This is a genomic window from Chryseobacterium aurantiacum (genome assembly GCF_003020585.1).
GTDB lineage: Bacteria > Bacteroidota > Bacteroidia > Flavobacteriales > Weeksellaceae > Chryseobacterium > Chryseobacterium aurantiacum.
The window spans coordinates 294,071-313,151 of sequence record NZ_PXUE01000004.1; the positions used below are offsets into that span (position 1 = coordinate 294,071).

Annotated in this window: 21 protein-coding genes; 20 read left to right on the top strand and 1 reads right to left on the bottom strand. The window is 36.7% G+C overall.

The features are described 5' to 3' along the window. Positions 1-28 precede the first annotated feature (28 nt). The 3 genes from ribD (at position 29) to C7D53_RS15695 (ending at position 2,007) form a co-directional block, all read left to right on the top strand. Positions 29-1,054, top strand: a complete 1,026-nt coding sequence (gene ribD, locus C7D53_RS15690) for a bifunctional diaminohydroxyphosphoribosylaminopyrimidine deaminase/5-amino-6-(5-phosphoribosylamino)uracil reductase RibD (RefSeq protein WP_106917363.1) — start codon at positions 29-31, stop codon at positions 1,052-1,054. Between the two features lie 62 nt (positions 1,055-1,116). Further along, positions 1,117-1,281 (top strand): bacteriocin-like protein, encoded by a 165-nt coding sequence (locus tag C7D53_RS20995; protein WP_162926199.1) that lies wholly within the window; start codon positions 1,117-1,119, stop codon positions 1,279-1,281. A gap of 123 nt (positions 1,282-1,404) precedes the next feature. After that, positions 1,405-2,007, top strand: a complete 603-nt coding sequence (locus C7D53_RS15695) for an IMPACT family protein (protein WP_106917364.1) — start codon at positions 1,405-1,407, stop codon at positions 2,005-2,007. A gap of 155 nt (positions 2,008-2,162) precedes the next feature. Here C7D53_RS15695 and C7D53_RS15700 read toward each other — a convergent pair whose 3' ends face one another. Then, positions 2,163-2,873 (bottom strand): zinc metallopeptidase, encoded by a 711-nt coding sequence (locus C7D53_RS15700; protein WP_106917365.1) that lies wholly within the window; start codon positions 2,871-2,873, stop codon positions 2,163-2,165. Between the two features lie 104 nt (positions 2,874-2,977). On the opposite strand from C7D53_RS15700, the gene C7D53_RS15705 reads away from it, so the two are divergent. The 17 genes from C7D53_RS15705 to C7D53_RS15780 all read left to right on the top strand — a co-directional run bounded on the left by C7D53_RS15705 (position 2,978) and on the right by C7D53_RS15780 (position 18,979). Further along, positions 2,978-4,114, top strand: a complete 1,137-nt coding sequence (locus C7D53_RS15705; protein ID WP_106917366.1) for a GNAT family protein — start codon at positions 2,978-2,980, stop codon at positions 4,112-4,114. A gap of 88 nt (positions 4,115-4,202) precedes the next feature. Continuing rightward, positions 4,203-4,379, top strand: coding sequence for a hypothetical protein (locus tag C7D53_RS21000; protein WP_162926200.1), 177 nt, complete (start codon positions 4,203-4,205; stop codon positions 4,377-4,379). A 122-nt stretch (positions 4,380-4,501) separates the two neighbouring features. Then, entirely contained in the window at positions 4,502-4,873 is a 372-nt protein-coding gene (locus C7D53_RS15710) for an NADH-quinone oxidoreductase subunit A (RefSeq protein ID WP_076356209.1), read from the top strand. A gap of 118 nt (positions 4,874-4,991) precedes the next feature. Then, entirely contained in the window at positions 4,992-5,552 is a 561-nt protein-coding gene (locus tag C7D53_RS15715) for an NADH-quinone oxidoreductase subunit B (RefSeq protein WP_002983540.1), read from the top strand. 6 nt (positions 5,553-5,558) lie between these two features. Further along, complete coding sequence (locus C7D53_RS15720) at positions 5,559-6,053, top strand: NADH-quinone oxidoreductase subunit C (protein ID WP_106917367.1); 495 nt, start codon at positions 5,559-5,561, stop codon at positions 6,051-6,053. Between the two features lie 61 nt (positions 6,054-6,114). Continuing rightward, the gene (gene nuoD, locus C7D53_RS15725; RefSeq protein WP_106917368.1) at positions 6,115-7,338 is read left to right on the top strand and encodes an NADH dehydrogenase (quinone) subunit D; all 1,224 of its coding nucleotides are present in this window, start codon (positions 6,115-6,117) and stop codon (positions 7,336-7,338) included. Between the two features lie 103 nt (positions 7,339-7,441). Then, positions 7,442-7,951 carry an NADH-quinone oxidoreductase subunit NuoE family protein gene (locus C7D53_RS15730; protein ID WP_047377758.1) on the top strand — a complete coding sequence of 170 codons (510 nt, stop codon included), beginning with the start codon at positions 7,442-7,444 and terminating at the stop codon, positions 7,949-7,951. A 96-nt stretch (positions 7,952-8,047) separates the two neighbouring features. Further along, complete coding sequence (gene nuoF / locus C7D53_RS15735) at positions 8,048-9,406, top strand: NADH-quinone oxidoreductase subunit NuoF (protein ID WP_089739361.1); 1,359 nt, start codon at positions 8,048-8,050, stop codon at positions 9,404-9,406. Between the two features lie 5 nt (positions 9,407-9,411). Continuing rightward, a complete protein-coding gene (locus C7D53_RS15740) occupies positions 9,412-10,296 on the top strand; it encodes a hypothetical protein (RefSeq protein WP_106917369.1) in 885 nt (294 codons plus the stop codon). A 41-nt stretch (positions 10,297-10,337) separates the two neighbouring features. After that, on the top strand, positions 10,338-11,336 hold the full coding sequence (locus C7D53_RS15745) for a 2Fe-2S iron-sulfur cluster-binding protein (protein ID WP_106917370.1): 999 nt from the start codon (positions 10,338-10,340) through the stop codon (positions 11,334-11,336). Between the two features lie 86 nt (positions 11,337-11,422). Then, a complete protein-coding gene (gene nuoH / locus C7D53_RS15750; protein ID WP_106917371.1) occupies positions 11,423-12,487 on the top strand; it encodes an NADH-quinone oxidoreductase subunit NuoH in 1,065 nt (354 codons plus the stop codon). A 152-nt stretch (positions 12,488-12,639) separates the two neighbouring features. Next, complete coding sequence (locus tag C7D53_RS15755) at positions 12,640-13,197, top strand: NuoI/complex I 23 kDa subunit family protein (RefSeq protein ID WP_040996950.1); 558 nt, start codon at positions 12,640-12,642, stop codon at positions 13,195-13,197. Beyond that, the gene (locus C7D53_RS15760) at positions 13,197-13,694 is read left to right on the top strand and encodes an NADH-quinone oxidoreductase subunit J family protein (RefSeq protein ID WP_106917372.1); all 498 of its coding nucleotides are present in this window, start codon (positions 13,197-13,199) and stop codon (positions 13,692-13,694) included. Before C7D53_RS15755 ends, C7D53_RS15760 begins: the two co-directional genes overlap by 1 nt. 4 nt (positions 13,695-13,698) lie before the next feature. Next, a complete protein-coding gene (gene nuoK, locus C7D53_RS15765; protein ID WP_045492868.1) occupies positions 13,699-14,028 on the top strand; it encodes an NADH-quinone oxidoreductase subunit NuoK in 330 nt (109 codons plus the stop codon). A 2-nt stretch (positions 14,029-14,030) separates the two neighbouring features. Next, the gene (gene nuoL / locus C7D53_RS15770; RefSeq protein ID WP_106917373.1) at positions 14,031-15,944 is read left to right on the top strand and encodes an NADH-quinone oxidoreductase subunit L; all 1,914 of its coding nucleotides are present in this window, start codon (positions 14,031-14,033) and stop codon (positions 15,942-15,944) included. A gap of 2 nt (positions 15,945-15,946) precedes the next feature. Then, complete coding sequence (locus C7D53_RS15775; RefSeq protein ID WP_106917374.1) at positions 15,947-17,440, top strand: complex I subunit 4 family protein; 1,494 nt, start codon at positions 15,947-15,949, stop codon at positions 17,438-17,440. A 159-nt stretch (positions 17,441-17,599) separates the two neighbouring features. Then, positions 17,600-18,979 carry an NADH-quinone oxidoreductase subunit N gene (locus tag C7D53_RS15780; protein ID WP_106917375.1) on the top strand — a complete coding sequence of 460 codons (1,380 nt, stop codon included), beginning with the start codon at positions 17,600-17,602 and terminating at the stop codon, positions 18,977-18,979. Positions 18,980-19,081 lie beyond the last annotated feature (102 nt).

The window sequence follows — 19,081 nt, forward strand, 5'->3', positions numbered from 1 at the left end:
TTTGTCTTCGCTTTTTCTTTTTACCAACATGAACAACGACGAATTATATATTAAAAGATGCATTGAGCTGGCTCAAAAGGCTCTAGGCAAAACCTACCCCAATCCACTTGTGGGAAGTGTAATTGTACACAATGGAGAAATTATTGGCGAAGGCTACCATCATAAAGCAGGAGAACCACATGCTGAGATCAATGCCATTAATTCTGTTAAAAACAAGAGTTTGATTCCTGAATCTACCATTTATGTTTCACTGGAACCCTGTGCCCACTACGGAAAAACACCACCCTGCGCCTTAAAAATTAAAGAGCTTGGCTTTAAAAAAGTTGTCATTGGAGCTATGGACTCCCATGACAAGGTTAATGGAAAAGGGAAAAAAATCATTCAGGATGCAGGGATTGAAGCTGTTTCGGGGATTCTTGAAAAAGAATGTATTGAACTGAATAAAAGATTCTTCACTTATCATGAAAAGAAAAGACCTTACATGATCTTAAAATGGGCAGAATCTGGTGACGGTTTCTTAGACAAAGATTTTAAGCCTACTTTCATATCAAACGCTTTGGTTAATCAGTTTGTTCACCAGTTAAGAGCCGATGAACATGCCATTTTAGTAGGAACACAAACTGCATTAAATGATAATCCAGGCTTAACGGTAAGGAATGTGGAAGGAACAAACCCAACCAGAATCTTAATTGATTTTGACTTAAAAGTTCCCCAGCATTTTAAGATCTACAATAATGAAGCAAAAACACTGGTTTTAAATACCATCAAAGAAGGCACTGAAGATCATATTCAATTCATTAAAATCGAAAGGGAAAATTTCCCGGCAAACTTGATGGAAGCTTTATATAAAGAACAGATACAATCCGTTATTATTGAAGGCGGCCGTTTTACCTTACAACAATTTATTGATGCTGATCTCTGGGATGAAGCTATTATCATTAAAAATGAAAATCTAAAAGTAGAAAACGGCACAAAAGCCCCCAAATTTGACAATACAGCCTACAAAATAGAAAACTATAGGGATAATACCATTTCTTTTTTTAAATCAAAATAAAGCAATTTATCACCTGTACATGAAATAATTTCTTTATATTAGTAATACCAAAACATATTACCATGAAAAACATACAGAAAGTTTCAAGACAAGGCTTAAAAAAAGTACAAGGAGGTATAGCCCCAAAATGTTGTTCATATTATCCACCTGCATGGCAACATTGCTGCCCTACCCCATCCAGCATGAGCTGCCCACCACCTTGGGTGGATGGAAGTTTTCCTTGCTAGACTATTTATATACAAATCAAAAGAGCGGAAACGCTCTTTTTTTTATTAAAATACTTTTTCACGAATACACATGGATAGTGAATTCTAAAGTTTTAAATTTGCAAAACTAACTGCTGAGAGGAAATGTTTGAATACAAAACCATAGAAAAACCCATAGAAGACACCCTGTTAAAAGAAAAAGGAAGCAAGTTCATTGGATTTGCCTACCCTGTTAACAATGAAAAAGAATTAAAAGCAGCATTGGAAAAGGTTAGGACTGAGCATCCAAAGGCCACCCATCATTGTTATGCTTTCAGAATGGGATTAAGTGGTGAAAATTACAGAGCCAATGATGACGGAGAACCATCAGGAAGTGCAGGGTTGCCTATTTACAATCAACTACTAGCCAACGAAGTCACCAATGTACTGGTTATTGTAGTTCGTTACTATGGCGGAACCAAGCTGGGTGTTTCCGGATTGGTAAAAACCTACAAAGAATCAGCAAAGATTACCCTTGAAGAAGCCAACATTATCACAAGAGAACTGGAAACAGAAATTGAAATCCAGTTTAATTTTAATCAGCAGAATACAATTTTCACGCTCCTTTCAAAATTTGATGCGAAAGTTATTAATTTCGATGCTAATGAAAACTGCATCCTTACGGCTTCATTAAAACTTGCACAAAGAGAAAGCATCTCAGAAAAATTATCTGAAATGCAACATGTATCATTCGAGTTTAGTGAATAGCACCCTTTATAATCAAAAATAAAGAAAAGGCATACATTTTATCTATGGCCAATTCTATATTTGACATTCTTTTAGCAGAACCTTTTATTTTACAGCATAAAAAAACATCTCAGAAAATTATCTGAGATGCTATATATTTCATTTGATCTTAATGATTAATCTCTTCTTCCTCCAAGAAGTAAAGATCCCCAGTAAAGAAGTTGGGCTAAAGATCCCAGGGCTGCTACCACATATGTTCTTGCTGCCCATTTTAAACTATCCTGAACCCCTACAAATTCTTCAGCAGTTACAGTTCCTGTATCCTTAAGCCATTTCATAGCTCTGTTGCTGGCATCATATTCTACCGGTAACGTTACAAAGGCAAAAAGGGTTGTTACTGCAAACATTGCCACTCCAATCGCTAAAACAGTTGTATTACCATTTGGATTTTCAATTGTTCTTGAAGCTGCCATTACTGCGATACCCGCTATAAGCACAAACTGCATCAGATTGGAACTTATGTTTACAATAGGAACCAGCTTGGAGCGCAGGTTCAACATTGAATACCCTCTTGCGTGTTGTACAGCATGCCCGCATTCATGGGCTGCCACAGCTGCTGCAGCTGCATTTCTTTGCATATATACTCCTTCGGAAAGGTTTACTGTTTTATCTCCTGGATTATAGTGATCCGTTAACTGTCCGGGAACTGATATTACCTGAACATCATTAATCCCGTTATCTCTCAACATTTTCTCTGCTACTTCTTTCCCCGAAAGGCCGTTTCGCAGATGTACATTGGAATAATATTCAAATTTTGATTTCAACCTGGATGAAACCCACCAGCTCACCAGCATTGAAATACCAATAATGATATAATAACCCGCCATTTTATATAGATTTTGTGTTCAATTTTTAAGCATAATGATATAAAAACTGTGCCAAAGTATCCGATATTATTATTTATATTTGTCCTTAAATTACCTCAAAAAACATGTCTACAATTTCAATTATTGAAGTAAAAACAGCTGGTCAACTCAAGCAATTCGTAAGATTTCCGATGGATTTATACAAAAATAATCCATACTATGTTCCATCCTTTATTAAAGATGAAATGAAAATCTGGGATGCAAAAGAAAATCCGGCCCTGGATTACTCCGAATCAAAACAATTTCTGGCTATCAAAGACAATAAGGTAATTGGAAGAATTGCTGTCATTATTAATCATAAGGAAGAAAAGGAATTAGGCATCAAAAAAGTACGATTTGGTTGGATAGATTTCATTGATGATATTGAAGTTTCCAAAGCCTTAATTCAAACCGCAATTGATTATGCCAAAGAACATAAAATTGACAAGATTGAAGGACCAATGGGCTTTACCAATCTTGATAAGGCGGGTATGCTGACTATGGGGTTTGACAAACTGGCGACAATGATTGGAATTTATAACTATTCCTATTATCCAAAACATCTTGAAAAACTGGGATTAACCAAAGAAAAAGAATGGGTAGAATATGAAATGAATTTTCCAAAAGTACTTCCTGAAAAAGTAGAAAAATTCAGCGGGCTGATTGCTCAGAAGTATAAGCTAAGTGTTCTCAAATTCAAATCAAAGGAAGAAATTCTCCCTTATGTAGAACCTATGTTCAAGCTATTGGATGAAACCTACAAACATCTTTCTACGTATACTCCAATTTCGGATGAACAGATCAAAACTTACAAAGAGAAATACTTCCCTCTTATTGATAAAAACTATGTCATATGTGTAGTGGATGAAAACCAGCAGCTGGTTTCTTTTGCCATTACCATGCCCTCCTACTCGAAAGCTTTACAAAAGTCAAAAGGAAAACTATTTCCTTTCGGATGGTGGCACTTTTTACAGGCCAGCAAGAAGAATGACCGTGCCAATTTCTACCTTATCGGAATTCATCCTGAATATCAAAGACGCGGGGTAACGGCAATTATTTTCAAGGAAATATTTGTACGATTTACAAGTATGGGAATTAATTTTGCAGAAACCAATCCTGAGCTTGAAGAAAACAAAAGTGTACAGGTTCTATGGCAGGATTACAATCCTGTAAATCATAAAAGAAGAAGAACCTACTCATTGATGATAAATAATGAACAATAAATAAGGAGCCTTGGGTAATGCTTTCGTTTTCATTACCCGGCAACCATTATTTACGACCTGCAATCTTTAAATTCTCTAAATTTACTCTATGAAACCACAGCTTATCATCTTTGCTATTTTAATCGCAGGATTTATCATTTACAATTTCTTCCTACAATCCCAGGATGACAGAACCAATACTGTGATTAACATCATTTTTGCCAGTCTTCTTTTTGGATACATCTCATTCATGGCATATTCGCTTCTAAAAAAAATGAAGAAATAATCCGTTATTTTTATTGATTCTAAATTGTATTTTTTCACCATTTTCAGCCGACTTTTAAGCTGATAAATTTCACCCTTTCTTGTTTATTCGCTAAATTTGCAAATTGAGATAATAATGCAAAAATGAATTTACCTGAAAGTTATATTCCAATCCTTATCCAGGCAGGTGTAGCAGTAGCATTCGTAGCTGTTTCTTTACTTGGAGCACATTTCCTAGGTCCAAAGCAGAAAAAAGGAGATTCTGTAAAAAACCAAAGCTGGGAATGTGGAGTTCCTAGCGAGGGAAATGCAAGAACACCGTTTTCCATCAAGTACTTCCTGACTGCGGTATTGTTCGTACTATTCGATATTGAAATCGTATTCTTTTATCCATATGCGGTAAACTTCAGAGAATTCGGCATGGAAGGATTCCTGGCTGTACTTACATTCGTTGCGATATTCTTCGTAGCGTTTTTCTATGTTTGGAAGCGTGGTGCCTTAGATTGGGATAAATAAAAGTAAAATTATGAATTGTGAATAATGGATTTTGGATCGCAATTCTTCAAAAGAAGATTTCTTAGAAAAATCATCCAAAATTTTAATTCAAAATCTAAAATTTAAAATCATCTACAAGATGTCAGATAAAAAACCAGTAATAAGAACAGATGCACCTGCTCCCGAAGGATATGAAGGAGAAGGGTTTTTCGCAACAAAACTGAGCAGTGTAATCGGGATGGCAAGAAAGTTTTCACTTTGGCCGTTACCTTTTGCTACCTCTTGTTGTGGTATTGAGTTTATGGCTACCCTGAACCCGACTTATGATGCTTCAAGATTTGGTATGGAAAGAAACTCTTTCTCTCCAAGACAAGCAGACATGCTGATGGTTTGTGGAACTATATCAAAAAAATTAGGACCGGTCCTTAAAGAAGTTTATACTCAAATGGCTGAACCCAAATGGGTAGTAGCTGTTGGAGCATGTGCTTCCAGTGGTGGTATTTTTGATACATATTCTGTTCTTCAGGGAATAGATAAGATAATTCCGGTGGATGTTTATGTTCCTGGATGTCCTCCAAGACCAGAGCAAATTATTGAAGGGGTAATGCAGGTACAGGCTCTTGCAGAAAGCGAAAGCATCAGAAGAAGAGATATGCCTGAATATCAGAAATTATTAGATTCTTACAACATAAGCAACTAAACGGAAATGACAAACGAATTTGTATTAGAAGCAATTACCAGAGAATTTCCGGAATCTGTTATTTCAAGTTCAGAGCCATATGGAATGCTGACCATTGAAGTGAAAAAAGAAGATATCAAGAAGATCATTCATTATCTTAAGGATTCAACTTTGGAAATCAATTTCCTTACCGATGTATGTGGAATTCACTACCCTGAGTTTCCAGAAAAGGAAATAGGTGTAGTCTACCATTTACATAACATGATGGCTAATTTCAGATTACGTCTGAAAATCTTTATGTCCAGAGAAAATATTGAAGTAGATTCTCTTGTTGAATTATATGCCGGAGCTAACTGGATGGAAAGAGAAACGTATGATTTCTACGGGATTAAGTTTAAAGGACATCCTGATCTTAGGCCTATCCTGAATATGGAAGATCTTGGATACCACCCAATGTTGAAAGAATATCGACTGGAAGACGGTACAAGAACCGACAAGAATGATAATATGTTCGGAAGATAAAAAGCGAATGGCCAATGGTATCCAGCCAATAGCCGGAAGCAAATAGCTAAAAGCAATCATTATGAAAGATAACTCATTATCTAATATACTAAACCAATACGAAAGTAAGGAACAGATTGACGGACAATTATACACCCTCAATTTAGGACCCACCCACCCTGCTACTCACGGGATTTTCCAGAATATCTTAACGATGGACGGAGAGAGAATTCTTCATGCAGAGCAGACAGTAGGATACATCCACAGAGCATTTGAGAAAATTTCTGAAAGAAGAAACTATTCTCAGATTACGACTCTTACTGACCGTATGAATTACTGTTCTGCACCAATCAACAATTTGGGTTGGCACATGACAGTTGAGAAGCTGATCGGCGTTAAAGTTCCAAAGCGTGTAGACTATATGCGTGTTATCTTAATGGAACTTGCCAGAATTGGAGACCACCTGATTTGTAATGGGGTAACCGGAATGGACTCAGGAGCAATTACAGGTCTTACCTATATGTTCATTGAAAGAGAACGTATTTATGATATGTATGAGCAGATCTGTGGAGCAAGGATGACAACCAATATGGGAAGAATCGGAGGATTTGAAAGAGATTTCACTCCAAAATTCCATGAGTTATTGCAAGACTTCTTAAAAACATTCCCTGCAAGATTTAAAGAATTCGGTACTTTATTAGAAAGAAACAGAATCTTTATGGACAGAACCATTGGTACGGGAGCAATTTCTGCTGAAAGAGCATTAAGCTATGGTTTCACAGGTCCCAACCTACGTGCAGCAGGCGTAGATTATGATGTAAGAGTTGCAGAACCTTATTCATCATACGAAGATTTCGACTTTATTATTCCTGTAGGAACTTCAGGAGATACTTACGACCGTTTCATGGTTCGTCAACAAGAAATCTGGGAATCACTTAAAATTATCAAACAAGCATACGAAAATCTTCCGGAAGGACCATTCCACGCGGATGTTCCTGACTTCTATCTTCCTGAAAAGGCGGATGTATATCAAAAAATGGAAGCATTGATCTACCACTTCAAAATTGTAATGGGAGAAACTGATGTTCCAAAAGGAGAAGTATACCATGCTGTAGAGGGTGGAAACGGAGAATTAGGATTTTATCTTGTAAGTGACGGAGGAAGAAGCCCTTACAGACTTCACTTCAGAAGACCATGCTTCATCTACTATCAGGCATATCCTGAAATGATTACAGGTTCTGTAATTTCAGATGCCATTGTAACGATGTGTAGTATGAATATTATTGCGGGAGAATTAGACGCATAACAATTGTAAAAAGTACCATTGTAAAATGTATTTATGATTTTACAATGATCGAATAAATAAGTCATTAGTACATTGTACATTGTACAATAATACATTTAAAAAAATGAGCGAAACAATAGCTTTTAAACCGGAAAGTTTAGCACAGGTACACAAAATTATCGCAAGATACCCTGAAGGAAGACAAAAGTCTGCCCTTCTTCCTGTACTTCACTTAGCACAGAAAGAATTCGGAGGATGGTTAGATGTTCCTGTGATGGATTATGTTGCAGAACTATTAAGTATCCAGCCAATTGAAGTATATGAGGTGGCTACTTTCTATACCATGTTTAATATGAAGCCGGTAGGTAAATATGTTTTGGAAGTTTGCAGAACAGGACCTTGTATGGTTTGTGGAAGCGAAAAAATTCTTGACCATATCAGGACCAAACTGAATATTAAGGATGGAGAAACTACCGAAGACGGTATGTTCACATTAAAGCCTGCTGAATGTCTTGGAGCATGCGGATATGCGCCAATGTTGCAGTTAGGTAAATTCTTTCATGAAAATTTAACGATAGAAAAAGTAGACGAAATCCTTGAGCTTTGCAGACAGGGACAACTTGCTTTAGACTAATAAAGATTTTGAATCCAGAATTTAAAATCAGTTAATTTTTAAAATAATTATAAAAAGCTAACGGCGACAAACCAATAGCTAAAAGCATAATAAACAATGAGTAAAAAACTTTTACTTAAAGACGCACATATAGAAGGTATTCGCTACTTTGAAACATACCGTAAACAGGGAGGTTACACAGCAGCTGAAAAAGCCTTGAAGATGACTCCTGACGAAATTCTTGAAGAAGTAAAAGCTTCAGGACTAAGAGGACGTGGTGGAGCCGGATTCCCAACAGGGATGAAATGGAGCTTTTTGGCAAAGCCTGAAGGGGTTCCAAGACACCTTGTTGTCAATGCGGATGAATCTGAGCCTGGAACATTCAAGGACAGATATCTAATGGAGTTCCTTCCTCACTTATTGATCGAGGGAATGTTGATTTCATCATTCTGTTTAGGTTCAAATGTTTCTTATATCTACATCCGTGGAGAGTACTCTTGGATTCCGGATATTCTTGAAGAAGCTATTGAAGAAGCCAAAGCAGCAGGATTTTTAGGTAAAAATATCCTGGGAACAGGTTTCGATTGTGAAATTTATGTTCAAAGAGGAGGTGGAGCATATATCTGCGGTGAAGAAACTGCATTGCTAGAATCCCTTGAAGGAAAAAGAGGTAACCCAAGATTAAAACCACCTTTCCCGGCTGTAAAAGGACTTTGGGAAAGACCAACGGTTGTAAATAATGTTGAATCTATTGCAGCAATTGTTCCTATCATTGATATAACAGGAGCTGAGTATGCTAAAATCGGAGTTGGAAGATCTACAGGAACGAAATTAATTTCTGCTTGTGGAAACATCAACAAACCGGGGGTGTATGAAATTGACATGACGATTACCGTAGAAGAATTCATCTACTCTGATGAATATTGTGGTGGTATTAAAGATGGAAAAAAATTAAAGGCTTGTATTCCTGGAGGAAGTTCCGTTCCTATTGTTCCGGCTAATCTATTGCTGAGAACCGTAAACGGAGAGCCAAGATATATGAACTATGAATCATTGGCAGATGGTGGTTTTGCTACCGGAACTATGATGGGATCAGGAGGTTTCATCGTTTTGGATGAAGACCAGTGTATCGTAGAACACACCATGACTTTGGCGAGATTTTATCACCATGAAAGTTGTGGGCAGTGTACACCTTGCCGTGAAGGAACGGGATGGATGCATAAGATCTTAAAGAAAATAGAGAAAGGAGAAGGAAAGATGGAAGATATCGACCTACTTTGGGATATCCAGAGAAAAATCGAAGGAAACACCATTTGTCCATTAGGTGATGCGGCAGCTTGGCCGGTTGCAGCAGCAATTCGTCACTTTAGAGATGAATTTGAGTGGCACGTGAAAAACCCTGAGTTATCTCAGACTCAAAACTATGGATTGGCACATTATGCAGATCCTATTCCGGCTGTTGAAAAAAATGCTTAGTTAAAATGAAGAAGTTATTAGTTGTTGGTTTAATGATGTCGGGACTTGCTTTTGGGCAGGTTAAAAAAGATACATTAGAGAAAGAATATAAACTGGAGGTAGCTTCTACTGATAAAGTAGAAAAAAAACAGAAGCCTAATCCATTAAGTAAGAAAGGTCAGGTTTTCGTTTTTTATGGCTGGAACAGAGCTGCTTATAGCAATTCTGACATCCATTTTACTGGAAACGGGTACGATTTTCAATTGAATAATGTAACAGCACAAGACAGGCCTACAAAATTTGGAATCGTTTATTTTGATCCAAGTTGGTTTACCGTAACGCAGTATAATTTCAGAATAGGATATTTTATTAAAGATAATTTAGCCCTTGTTTTAGGGATTGATCACATGAAATATGTGATGGATCAAAATCAAACCGTTAACTTTAAAGGGCATATTTCAGATCCTGAATATGCAGCAATGGTACAAAACGGGCAGGTAAACCTTGCAGATGAGAAGTTCCTTACTTTTGAACATACAGACGGATTAAATTATGAAAATCTAGGTCTTGAGAAATACAAAAACCTTATTCATAAGAAAAATATAGATTTAGTATGGTCCTATGGAGCCGGAATCGGATTTATGTTCCCTAAAAGTAATGTAAAACTTTTTGGTAATGAAAGAAGTGACCGTTTTCACGTTGCAGGTATGGGAACTGATATCAGATCCAGTCTTAACTTAGTTTTCTGGAAAAACTGGATGCTTAGAGTAGAAGGAAAAGCCGGTTATATTAATATGTGGGATATTAAAACTACATTAAATAACAAACCTGATAAAGCACGCCAGGATTTTGTTTTCGGACAAGTTCTAGCAGGAATTGGATATACATTTAATACAAAGAAATATAAATAACAAAGCCTATTGCTTAACGCATAAAGCTTAAAGCATATCATATGAGCGAAGAAGTTAAAAAATTCAAAATAACTATAGACGGACAGACTACCGAAGTGATGCCTGGTACTTCCATTTTGGAAGCTGCAAGACAAATCGGTGGTAAATCTGTACCTCCTGCTATGTGCTACTACAGCAAGTTAGAAACCAGTGGAGGGAGATGTAGAACTTGTCTTGTAGAAGTTTCTAAAGGATCTGAAGCAGATCCGCGTCCTATGCCAAAATTGGTAGCAAGTTGCAGAACGAATGTAATGGACGGTATGGAAGTTAAAAACCTTACTTCTGAGAAAGCTCAGGAAGGAAGAAAAGCGGTTACCGAATTCTTACTGGTAAACCACCCGCTGGACTGCCCGGTTTGTGACCAGGCTGGTGAATGCCACCTTCAGGATCTTGGATATGAGCATGGAAATCTTGAGACAAGAACAGAATTCGAAAGAAATACTTACGAAGCTGATGATCTTGGACCGAACATCAAATTGAACATGAACCGTTGTATTCTTTGTGCAAGATGTGTATTGACTGCAAACCAGCTTACAGAAACAAGAGAACACGGTATTCTTTTCAGAGGAGATCACGCTGAAATTTCAACCTATTTAAATAAAGCTTTAGACAATGACTTCATCGGAAACATTATCGACGTTTGTCCTGTAGGAGCATTAACAGACAGAACATCTCGTTTCGCAAGCAGAGTATGGTTTACAAAACCAATGAATGCTACTTGTAAATGTGATAAGTGTTCAGGAAAAGCGGTAGTTTGGATGAAAGGTGATGAAATTGTAAGAGTAACTGCAAGAAAAGACCAATGGGGTGAAGTTGAAGAATTCATCTGTGATACATGCCGTTTCGAAAGAAAAGCATTATCAGACTGGAACATCGAAAGTCCTAGACATATCGACAGACACTCTGTAATTTCATTGAATCACTACGAAAAACCTAAGGATGAGCTAAGAGTTTTAGACAATCCAATGGCTAAGGAAATCAGTGAAAAAGACGAAAAATAATTTTAATTAAAAGACATCAGATTTCAGACCTCAGACTTCAGACCATCTGATACCTAGCCTCTGACATCTTAATATCTAAATAAAAAATGGATTTACTTACATTTAAACTTATACTTGTATTAGCACTTTTCTTGCTATCGTTAACGATTGCAGCCTACTCTACTTGGGCAGAAAGAAAAGTGGCTTCTATCATGCAAGACAGAATTGGTCCTAACAGAGCCGGACCTTTCGGACTATTACAGCCTCTTGCTGATGGTGGAAAGTTTTTCTTTAAAGAAGACTTTACCCCTGCCAATGCAGAAAAATTCCTTTTCGTATTAGGACCTGCCTTGGTAATGTTTATTTCATTAATTACAGGAGCTGTTATTCCTTGGGGTAAAAGTTTAAATATTGCAGGTACTTCTTTTGATCTTCAGGTAGCTAACATTGACGTTGGTGTACTTTTCATCATCGGAATGGCTTCAATTGGGGTTTACGGAATTATGATCGGAGGTTGGGCTTCGAACAACAAATATTCATTATTAGGTGCTATCCGTGCTTCTTCTCAGATGATTTCTTATGAATTGGCAATGGGACTAGCACTTCTTTCTATCATTATGATGTCTGGAAGTTTAGACCTAAAAGAAATTACTGAAAGTCAGACTACCGGAAAATTATGGGGAGTTATTCCTTGGGGTTCAGGAATGAACTGGAATATTTTCTACCAGCCAATAGCATTCCTTGTTTTCTTTGTAGCTGCACTGGCAGAAACAAACAGACACCCTTTCGATTTACCTGAGTGTGAATCTGAATTGGTAACAGGATACTCTACAGAATACTCTTCCATGAAGTTAGGTTTATATATGTTTGGAGAATATGTGAACATGTTTATCTCTAATGCTTTCATGGTGGTTCTTTTCTTTGGAGGATACAACTATCCTGGTATAGAATGGGTAACTCAGAACTGGGGTGAAAACACGGCAGGTATTTTGAGCGTTGTTGCATTCTTAACGAAGACCGTTATCGGAATTTTGATCTTTATGTGGATCAGATGGACACTTCCAAGATTCAGATACGATCAGTTAATGCACTTAGGATGGAAAACATTGATTCCTATGGCATTGGTAAACCTATTGATTACAGGAGCTGTAATCTTAGCGTTTGGAAACTAAGAAAATTTGAAAATGAGCTAATTTGAAAATTTGATAATGAAATCAAAGCTTTATCTTTAGCCTATCATATTCAATCATCAATATTAAATAATTAAGATAACAGACAAGATTAGTCTAAAATCTAATGTCTAACATCTAATATCTATAATTAAATGAAACTTACAAACAGATCAAAAGTTGTTTCCAATAAAGAAATGACCCTTGCTGAAAAAATCTATCTTCCTGCTATTTTTACAGGAATGGGGATTACATTTAAGCATGCTGTAAGAACCGTGATAAAGGGTGCTCCCGCAGTATATTCGTATCCGGAAGTACAGAAGCCGAGAACTACCATCTGGAGAGGTCAGCACGTTTTGAAAAGAGACGAGGAAGGCAGAGAAAGATGTACAGCTTGTGGACTTTGTGCGGTAGCTTGTCCGGCAGAAGCCATTACGATGACTGCTGCTGAAAGAACTAAAGAAGAAAAAGGTCTTTACAGAGAAGAAAAATATGCTTCAGTATATGAAATCAATATGCTAAGATGTATTTTCTGTGGTATGTGTGAAGAAGCTTGTCCTAAATCTGCCATCTATCTTACAGACAGACTAGTAGATGTAGAAACCAACAGAGGTTCTTTTATCTATGGAAAAGATAAATTAGTTGAAAAAATAAATGAAAGGATTGACATCACGACAAGACAATCCGAGAAACAAAAAAATGCGGTAAAATAATGGATCAGTTTTTATTTTTCTTGGTGGCGTTTTTAGCAGTGGCTAGTGCAATTTATTTTGTATTCGCAAGAAATCCTCTCTATGCTATTTTGTCATTGATTGTTACAATGTTTTCAATTGCTGGTATGTACATTCTTTTAAATGCACAGTTTCTTGCAATTATCCAGATTATAGTGTACGCAGGTGCCATTATGGTACTTTTCCTTTACATCTTAATGATGCTTAACCTTAATAAAGCAGACGAAAGTAAGAAAGGTAATACTTTAAAACTTATTGGAGTTTTTACTGCAGGTCTACTTTTAGTAGGAGTTTTAGGGGTGTTCAGAGGCGTACAGGACAACCATATTGTAGTGGAGAATGTAGACAGAGGTGTGGGTCTTACTAAAAATCTGGGTAGACTTTTGTTTAATGAATATGTTTTACCGTTTGAGCTTGCTTCCATCCTAATTTTGGCAGGTATTGTAGGCGCGGTATTAATCGGTAAAAAAGATTTATAAAATTATGGGAGAAGTAAATACATTTATACAAAGCATCCCTTTGAACTACTTTATCATTCTTTGTTCAGTATTATTCTGTCTGGGAGTGATGGGAGTATTGCTTAGAAAAAATGCTATTGTGATTCTGGGCTGTGTAGAGCTTATGCTGAATTCTGTAAACCTTTTGTTGGCAGCATTTTCAGCATATAAAGGAAACGGCGACGGACAACTTTTAGTTTTCTTCATTATGGTAGTGGCTGCTGCTGAAGTAGCAGTAGGTTTGGCAATTATTGCTATGCTATATAGAAATACCCGTTCTGTAGATGTAAGTATATTTAATAAATTAAGAGGATAAGAATGGAGAATTTAGTATATGCAATAGTACTTTTACCACTTTTAGGGTTTCTTATTAACGGTTTATTCGGGAAAAATCTTCCAAAAATATTGGTAGGTTCCCTGGCAACGGCAGCAGTATTCGGATCTTTCTGTATCGCTGTAAGTCTTTTCATGAATTTTAATTCTGAAAGCCAGCCCGTAATCGTAAAAGCTTTTGAATGGTTTAGAGTAAATGGAGTACAAATTAATTTTGGATTCCAGATTGATCAGCTTTCTTTAATGATGGTGATGATCATTACGGGTATCGGTTCACTGATCCACTTATACTCTATCGGATATATGAGTCATGACAAAGGATTCTATAAGTTTTTTACTTACCTGAATCTTTTCATTTTCTCAATGTTACTTTTAGTAATGGGAAGCAACTACCTTATCTTATTCATTGGATGGGAAGGAGTAGGTCTTTGTTCTTACCTATTGATCGGATTCTGGTATACCAACGAAGAATATGGTAAAGCAGCAAGAAAAGCTTTCATCATGAACAGAATTGGTGACCTTGCATTATTGATCGGTATCTTTATGATTGCCGCTCAAACCAATGCTGTAGATTACCTTTCAGTAGCTGAAAATGCTTCAAAATTTGAATTAGACGGAACAGTGATCATCTTTATCACAGCGAGTTTATTCATCGGTGCTACCGGTAAATCTGCTCAGGTTCCATTATATACATGGTTACCGGATGCAATGGCAGGACCAACTCCTGTATCAGCGTTAATTCACGCTGCAACAATGGTAACGGCTGGGATCTATTTGGTAGTAAGATCAAATTTCTTATTTACTTTAGCTCCAACAGTACAGGGAGGAATTCTATTAATTGGATTCTTAACCGCTGCTTTAGCAGGATTCTATGCACTTCGTCAAAACGATATCAAAAAAGTATTGGCCTACTCTACTGTTTCACAACTTGGGTTTATGTTCATTGCTTTAGGTCTTGGAGCGTATACAACGGCTATGTTCCACGTAATGACGCACGCTTTCTTCAAAGCATTATTATTCTTAGGTGCCGGTTCTGTAATCCACGCCATGAGCAACGAGCAGGATATGCGTTTCATGGGAGGTCTTAAAAAATATATTCCTCTTACCCACGCTACATTCCTTATCGGAACATTGGCAATTTCAGGTTTCCCTCTACTTTCAGGGATGATCTCTAAAGACGAAATTTTAGTAGCAGCTTTCGCTAAAAACCCTGTTTACTGGGTAATTTTATTTGTTTTAGCGGCTATGACTGCAACGTATATGTTCAGACTTTACTACCTGACATTCCACGGAGAATTCAGAGGTACTGAAGAACAAAAACACCACTTACATGAAAGTCCCCTGAATATGACATTACCATTGATCGTATTGGCTATCCTTTCTGTAATTGGAGGTTTCATTAACTTGCCACACTTCATCGGTCACGGTCATTATGCCAAACTGATGGAATGGTTAAAGCCTGTTCTTACGGAACAAAGCTACAGCCAGATGGAAGCTACTCTTTCAGGAGTACCTTTCAATACTGAAATGATCTTATTAGCTGCAACAATCCTGATGTTCTTCTCTGTTTGGTTTATCGTTAGAAATACCTACGTGAAGAAGAAAAAAATGGCTATTGCAGAAGAAAGCTATACCGGATGGGAAAAGCTTTCTGCTAAGAAATTATACGTTGACGAACTTTACAACGCATTGATTGTAAAAACTGTTGAAGGATTAGGACGCGGAGGAAAAATGTTTGATAAGGGTATCTTAGACCGTTTTGTAAACTTTGTAGGTGATGGTGCTGAAGACAGCGGAAAAGCTATGAAGCGTGTACAGAACGGAAATGTAGAGACATATATCCTTATCATGTCTTTAGCGGTGGGAATTATATTAATTGTTAACTTTTTATTACAATAATAATGTCTTGTTTATTATTAACATTATTACTTTTACCTCTAGTAGGTTCGGGATTAGTTTTTGCATGGAAGAGTAATTCCAGCAAATATTTGGCACTGGGAATTGCATTGGTACAAATGCTCCTTACGTTCTATATATTATCGGATTTTGATTTTACTCCGACGGTAGACAGCGTATTGCAGCATGAGATCAATTATCCCTGGTCACAATTTATGAAGAGTTCTCTTCACTTCGGTATCGATGGGATGAGCATGCTTCTGTTATTACTGACTAATATTTTGGTGCCTATCATCATTTTATCTTCTTTCAATGAAAGTGTAAACTACAGAAATACATTCTACGGTCTGATTCTGTTGATGCAATTTGGTCTTGTAGGAGTATTTACTTCTTTAGACGGATTGTTGTTCTATATTTTCTGGGAAGTAACTTTGATTCCAATTTGGTTTATTGCCGGACTTTGGGGACAAGAAAATAAAAGGTTTGAATTCACTACGAAATTCTTCGTATATACATTCGTTGGATCTTTATTTATGTTAGCCGGATTGATCTATGTGTACAACCACTCTGCATCATTCGCTTTAACGGATCTATACAATGCACAACTGAACGAAACACAGCAGACAGTGGTATTCTGGTTTATCTTCTTTGCATTTGCAGTGAAGTTACCGGTATTCCCTTTCCATACCTGGCAGCCTGATACCTATACCTACTCTCCTACTCAGGGATCGATGTTGTTATCCGGTATTATGCTTAAGATGGCAGTTTATGGTCTGATGCGCTATTTATTACCAATTACTCCACTTCCTATTGCCGGAATTTCAGGACAAATTGTAATCATCCTTGCTATCGTAGGAATTGTTCACGGTGCATTGATTGCCATTATCCAGACAGACATGAAGAGAATCATTGCCTATTCATCTTTCTCTCACGTAGGATTGATGGTAGCAGGAATCTTTGCTTCAGCAGTAGTTACTTTAAGAGGAACTTTCAATGTTGAAGGTGCTGAGGGAGCTTTGGTACAAACGTTTGCTCACGGTATCAACGTAGTAGGATTATTCTACTGTTGTGATATTTTATACAAGAGATTTAAATCAAGAGATATTAGACAAATGGGTGGTTTAGCTAAAGTAGCTCCTAAGTTTGCAGTATTGTTCTTGATTATTATATTAGGTTCAATGGGAGTTCCATTAACAAATGGATTTATCGGGGAATTTATTTTGTTGAAATCAGTGTATGATTTTAACGGAACAGCAGCAGTAATTGCGGGTCTTACGGTAATTCTTTGTGCAGTGTACTTATTGAGATTCTACGGAAAAGCAATGTTTGGAGAAGGAAATGCAGAAGTTTTAAGTACAGCAAAAGATTTATCTGGTGTAGAATTTTCTGTATTGGCAAGTTTAGCGGTTTTTGTGATCTTACTTGGTATTTTCCCACAACCGGTAATCGACATGGTGAGTAGTTCAGTGAAGTTTATCTACATGGCGATGGCTAACTAAAAAATTAAAAGATTTAAAAATTAAAAAATTAAGAGATTAGAGAAGAGTAAAAGATAAAAGGCAAAGAAATTAAAGACAGGAAATTTAACCTGAGACTTTAAATCCTAAACTTTGAACCTTGTACTTTAAACTTCAAATCTCACATCTCAAATCTATATTATGAGTGTTTTAATTATTGTTTTCCTAACGGCAGTTATTGCGTTATTTTCAGGAGTTTTTGAACAAGGAAAATTCGCAAGATACATTGGGATTTTGGGACTAATCATTGCATTGTATGTAAGCTTTATGCCTGAATGTTCGTTCTTCGATCAGTACAAGCATATGTATGAATACAGTGCCAATACGGCATTATTCACCAAAATATCAATTGTAACCACATTATTGTTATTCTTTCTGGGAGGTTTTGCATTCAGCAACCACAGAAGCCACCAGTCAGAATTATATGCATTGATGCTATTCGCATTAGTTGGAGGAATTGTTCTTTTCGGATACCAGAACTTGGTAACAATGTTCTTAGGTGTTGAGATCCTTTCTATCCCATTATATGTAATGGCAGGTGCCAACAAAACTGATTTAAGATCAAACGAAGCTTCAATCAAGTATTTCTTAATGGGTGCATTCGCGACTGGTTTCTTACTTTTCGGGATTGCATTTATCTACGGAAGTGCTGGAAGTTTTGATCTCTATAAAATTCATGACTTTGGAGTGGCAAACGCTACCAATGTAATGTTTATTTTAGGTGTATTATTGATTCTTTGTGCATTAGCATTCAAAGTAGCATTAGCTCCTTTCCATATGTGGAGCCCTGATGTATACGCAGGTTCTCCATCATTAATCACAGCTTTCATGGCAAGTGTAGTAAAAATCTCAGGATTCTTTGCTTTATTCAGATTAATGACAATCGGGTTTGCAGGAGTTACTCACGAATGGATTAATGTTTTAGGAGTATTCTTAATCATTACATTACTTTTAGCAAACGTTATGGGTCTTGCTCAAACGAATGCAAAAAGAATGTTGGCTTACTCTTCAGTTTCCCATGCAGGATACATCGGATTGGTATTCTTCGGAATGACTAGCCTTTCTACTTATAACCTTGCCTTTTATTTATTTGCATATGCCCTATCTACAGTAGGAGTTTTCATGTGTCTAATCTGGGTAGAGAAATTAAAAAGAGAAACCTCTTTCGGTGCTTTCAAAGGATTAGCAAAAACAGAACCTCTATTGGCTACAGTAGCAACAATCTCTATGCTTTCAATGGCAGGAGTTCCGCTAACAGCTGGTTTCATGGGAAAATTTGCTTTATTCTCTCAGGCAATGAACGGAGCTGCATTCTTGGTATTGGTAGCAGTATTAGGATCTGCTCTATCTATCGCTTACTATTTAAGACTTATCATTGCAATGTTTTTCTTTAAGGAATCTACATTCAAGTCTTCAGAAAAAGTAACAATTACTTATAATATTGTTGCAGTAGTTGTCATCGTAACGATTATCGCATTGGGAGTTTTCCCTGATCTATTTGCAGGGATATTCGGATTATAAAAAGTTATCCACACTATATTAAAAAACCTTTCAGTTCATCTGGAAGGTTTTTTTTGAAGTCTATATTAATAAAAAACAAAGCAATAAATAGAGAAAAAAGAG

Coding starts and splice junctions, on each gene's coding strand:
- ribD (WP_106917363.1), top strand. CDS start 29: ATGAACAACGACGAATTATATATTAAAAGATGCATTGAGCTGGCTCAA.
- C7D53_RS20995 (WP_162926199.1), top strand. CDS start 1,117: ATGAAAAACATACAGAAAGTTTCAAGACAAGGCTTAAAAAAAGTACAA.
- C7D53_RS15695 (WP_106917364.1), top strand. CDS start 1,405: ATGTTTGAATACAAAACCATAGAAAAACCCATAGAAGACACCCTGTTA.
- C7D53_RS15700 (WP_106917365.1), bottom strand. CDS start 2,873: ATGGCGGGTTATTATATCATTATTGGTATTTCAATGCTGGTGAGCTGG.
- C7D53_RS15705 (WP_106917366.1), top strand. CDS start 2,978: ATGTCTACAATTTCAATTATTGAAGTAAAAACAGCTGGTCAACTCAAG.
- C7D53_RS21000 (WP_162926200.1), top strand. CDS start 4,203: ATGAAACCACAGCTTATCATCTTTGCTATTTTAATCGCAGGATTTATC.
- C7D53_RS15710 (WP_076356209.1), top strand. CDS start 4,502: ATGAATTTACCTGAAAGTTATATTCCAATCCTTATCCAGGCAGGTGTA.
- C7D53_RS15715 (WP_002983540.1), top strand. CDS start 4,992: ATGTCAGATAAAAAACCAGTAATAAGAACAGATGCACCTGCTCCCGAA.
- C7D53_RS15720 (WP_106917367.1), top strand. CDS start 5,559: ATGACAAACGAATTTGTATTAGAAGCAATTACCAGAGAATTTCCGGAA.
- nuoD (WP_106917368.1), top strand. CDS start 6,115: ATGAAAGATAACTCATTATCTAATATACTAAACCAATACGAAAGTAAG.
- C7D53_RS15730 (WP_047377758.1), top strand. CDS start 7,442: ATGAGCGAAACAATAGCTTTTAAACCGGAAAGTTTAGCACAGGTACAC.
- nuoF (WP_089739361.1), top strand. CDS start 8,048: ATGAGTAAAAAACTTTTACTTAAAGACGCACATATAGAAGGTATTCGC.
- C7D53_RS15740 (WP_106917369.1), top strand. CDS start 9,412: ATGAAGAAGTTATTAGTTGTTGGTTTAATGATGTCGGGACTTGCTTTT.
- C7D53_RS15745 (WP_106917370.1), top strand. CDS start 10,338: ATGAGCGAAGAAGTTAAAAAATTCAAAATAACTATAGACGGACAGACT.
- nuoH (WP_106917371.1), top strand. CDS start 11,423: ATGGATTTACTTACATTTAAACTTATACTTGTATTAGCACTTTTCTTG.
- C7D53_RS15755 (WP_040996950.1), top strand. CDS start 12,640: ATGAAACTTACAAACAGATCAAAAGTTGTTTCCAATAAAGAAATGACC.
- C7D53_RS15760 (WP_106917372.1), top strand. CDS start 13,197: ATGGATCAGTTTTTATTTTTCTTGGTGGCGTTTTTAGCAGTGGCTAGT.
- nuoK (WP_045492868.1), top strand. CDS start 13,699: ATGGGAGAAGTAAATACATTTATACAAAGCATCCCTTTGAACTACTTT.
- nuoL (WP_106917373.1), top strand. CDS start 14,031: ATGGAGAATTTAGTATATGCAATAGTACTTTTACCACTTTTAGGGTTT.
- C7D53_RS15775 (WP_106917374.1), top strand. CDS start 15,947: ATGTCTTGTTTATTATTAACATTATTACTTTTACCTCTAGTAGGTTCG.
- C7D53_RS15780 (WP_106917375.1), top strand. CDS start 17,600: ATGAGTGTTTTAATTATTGTTTTCCTAACGGCAGTTATTGCGTTATTT.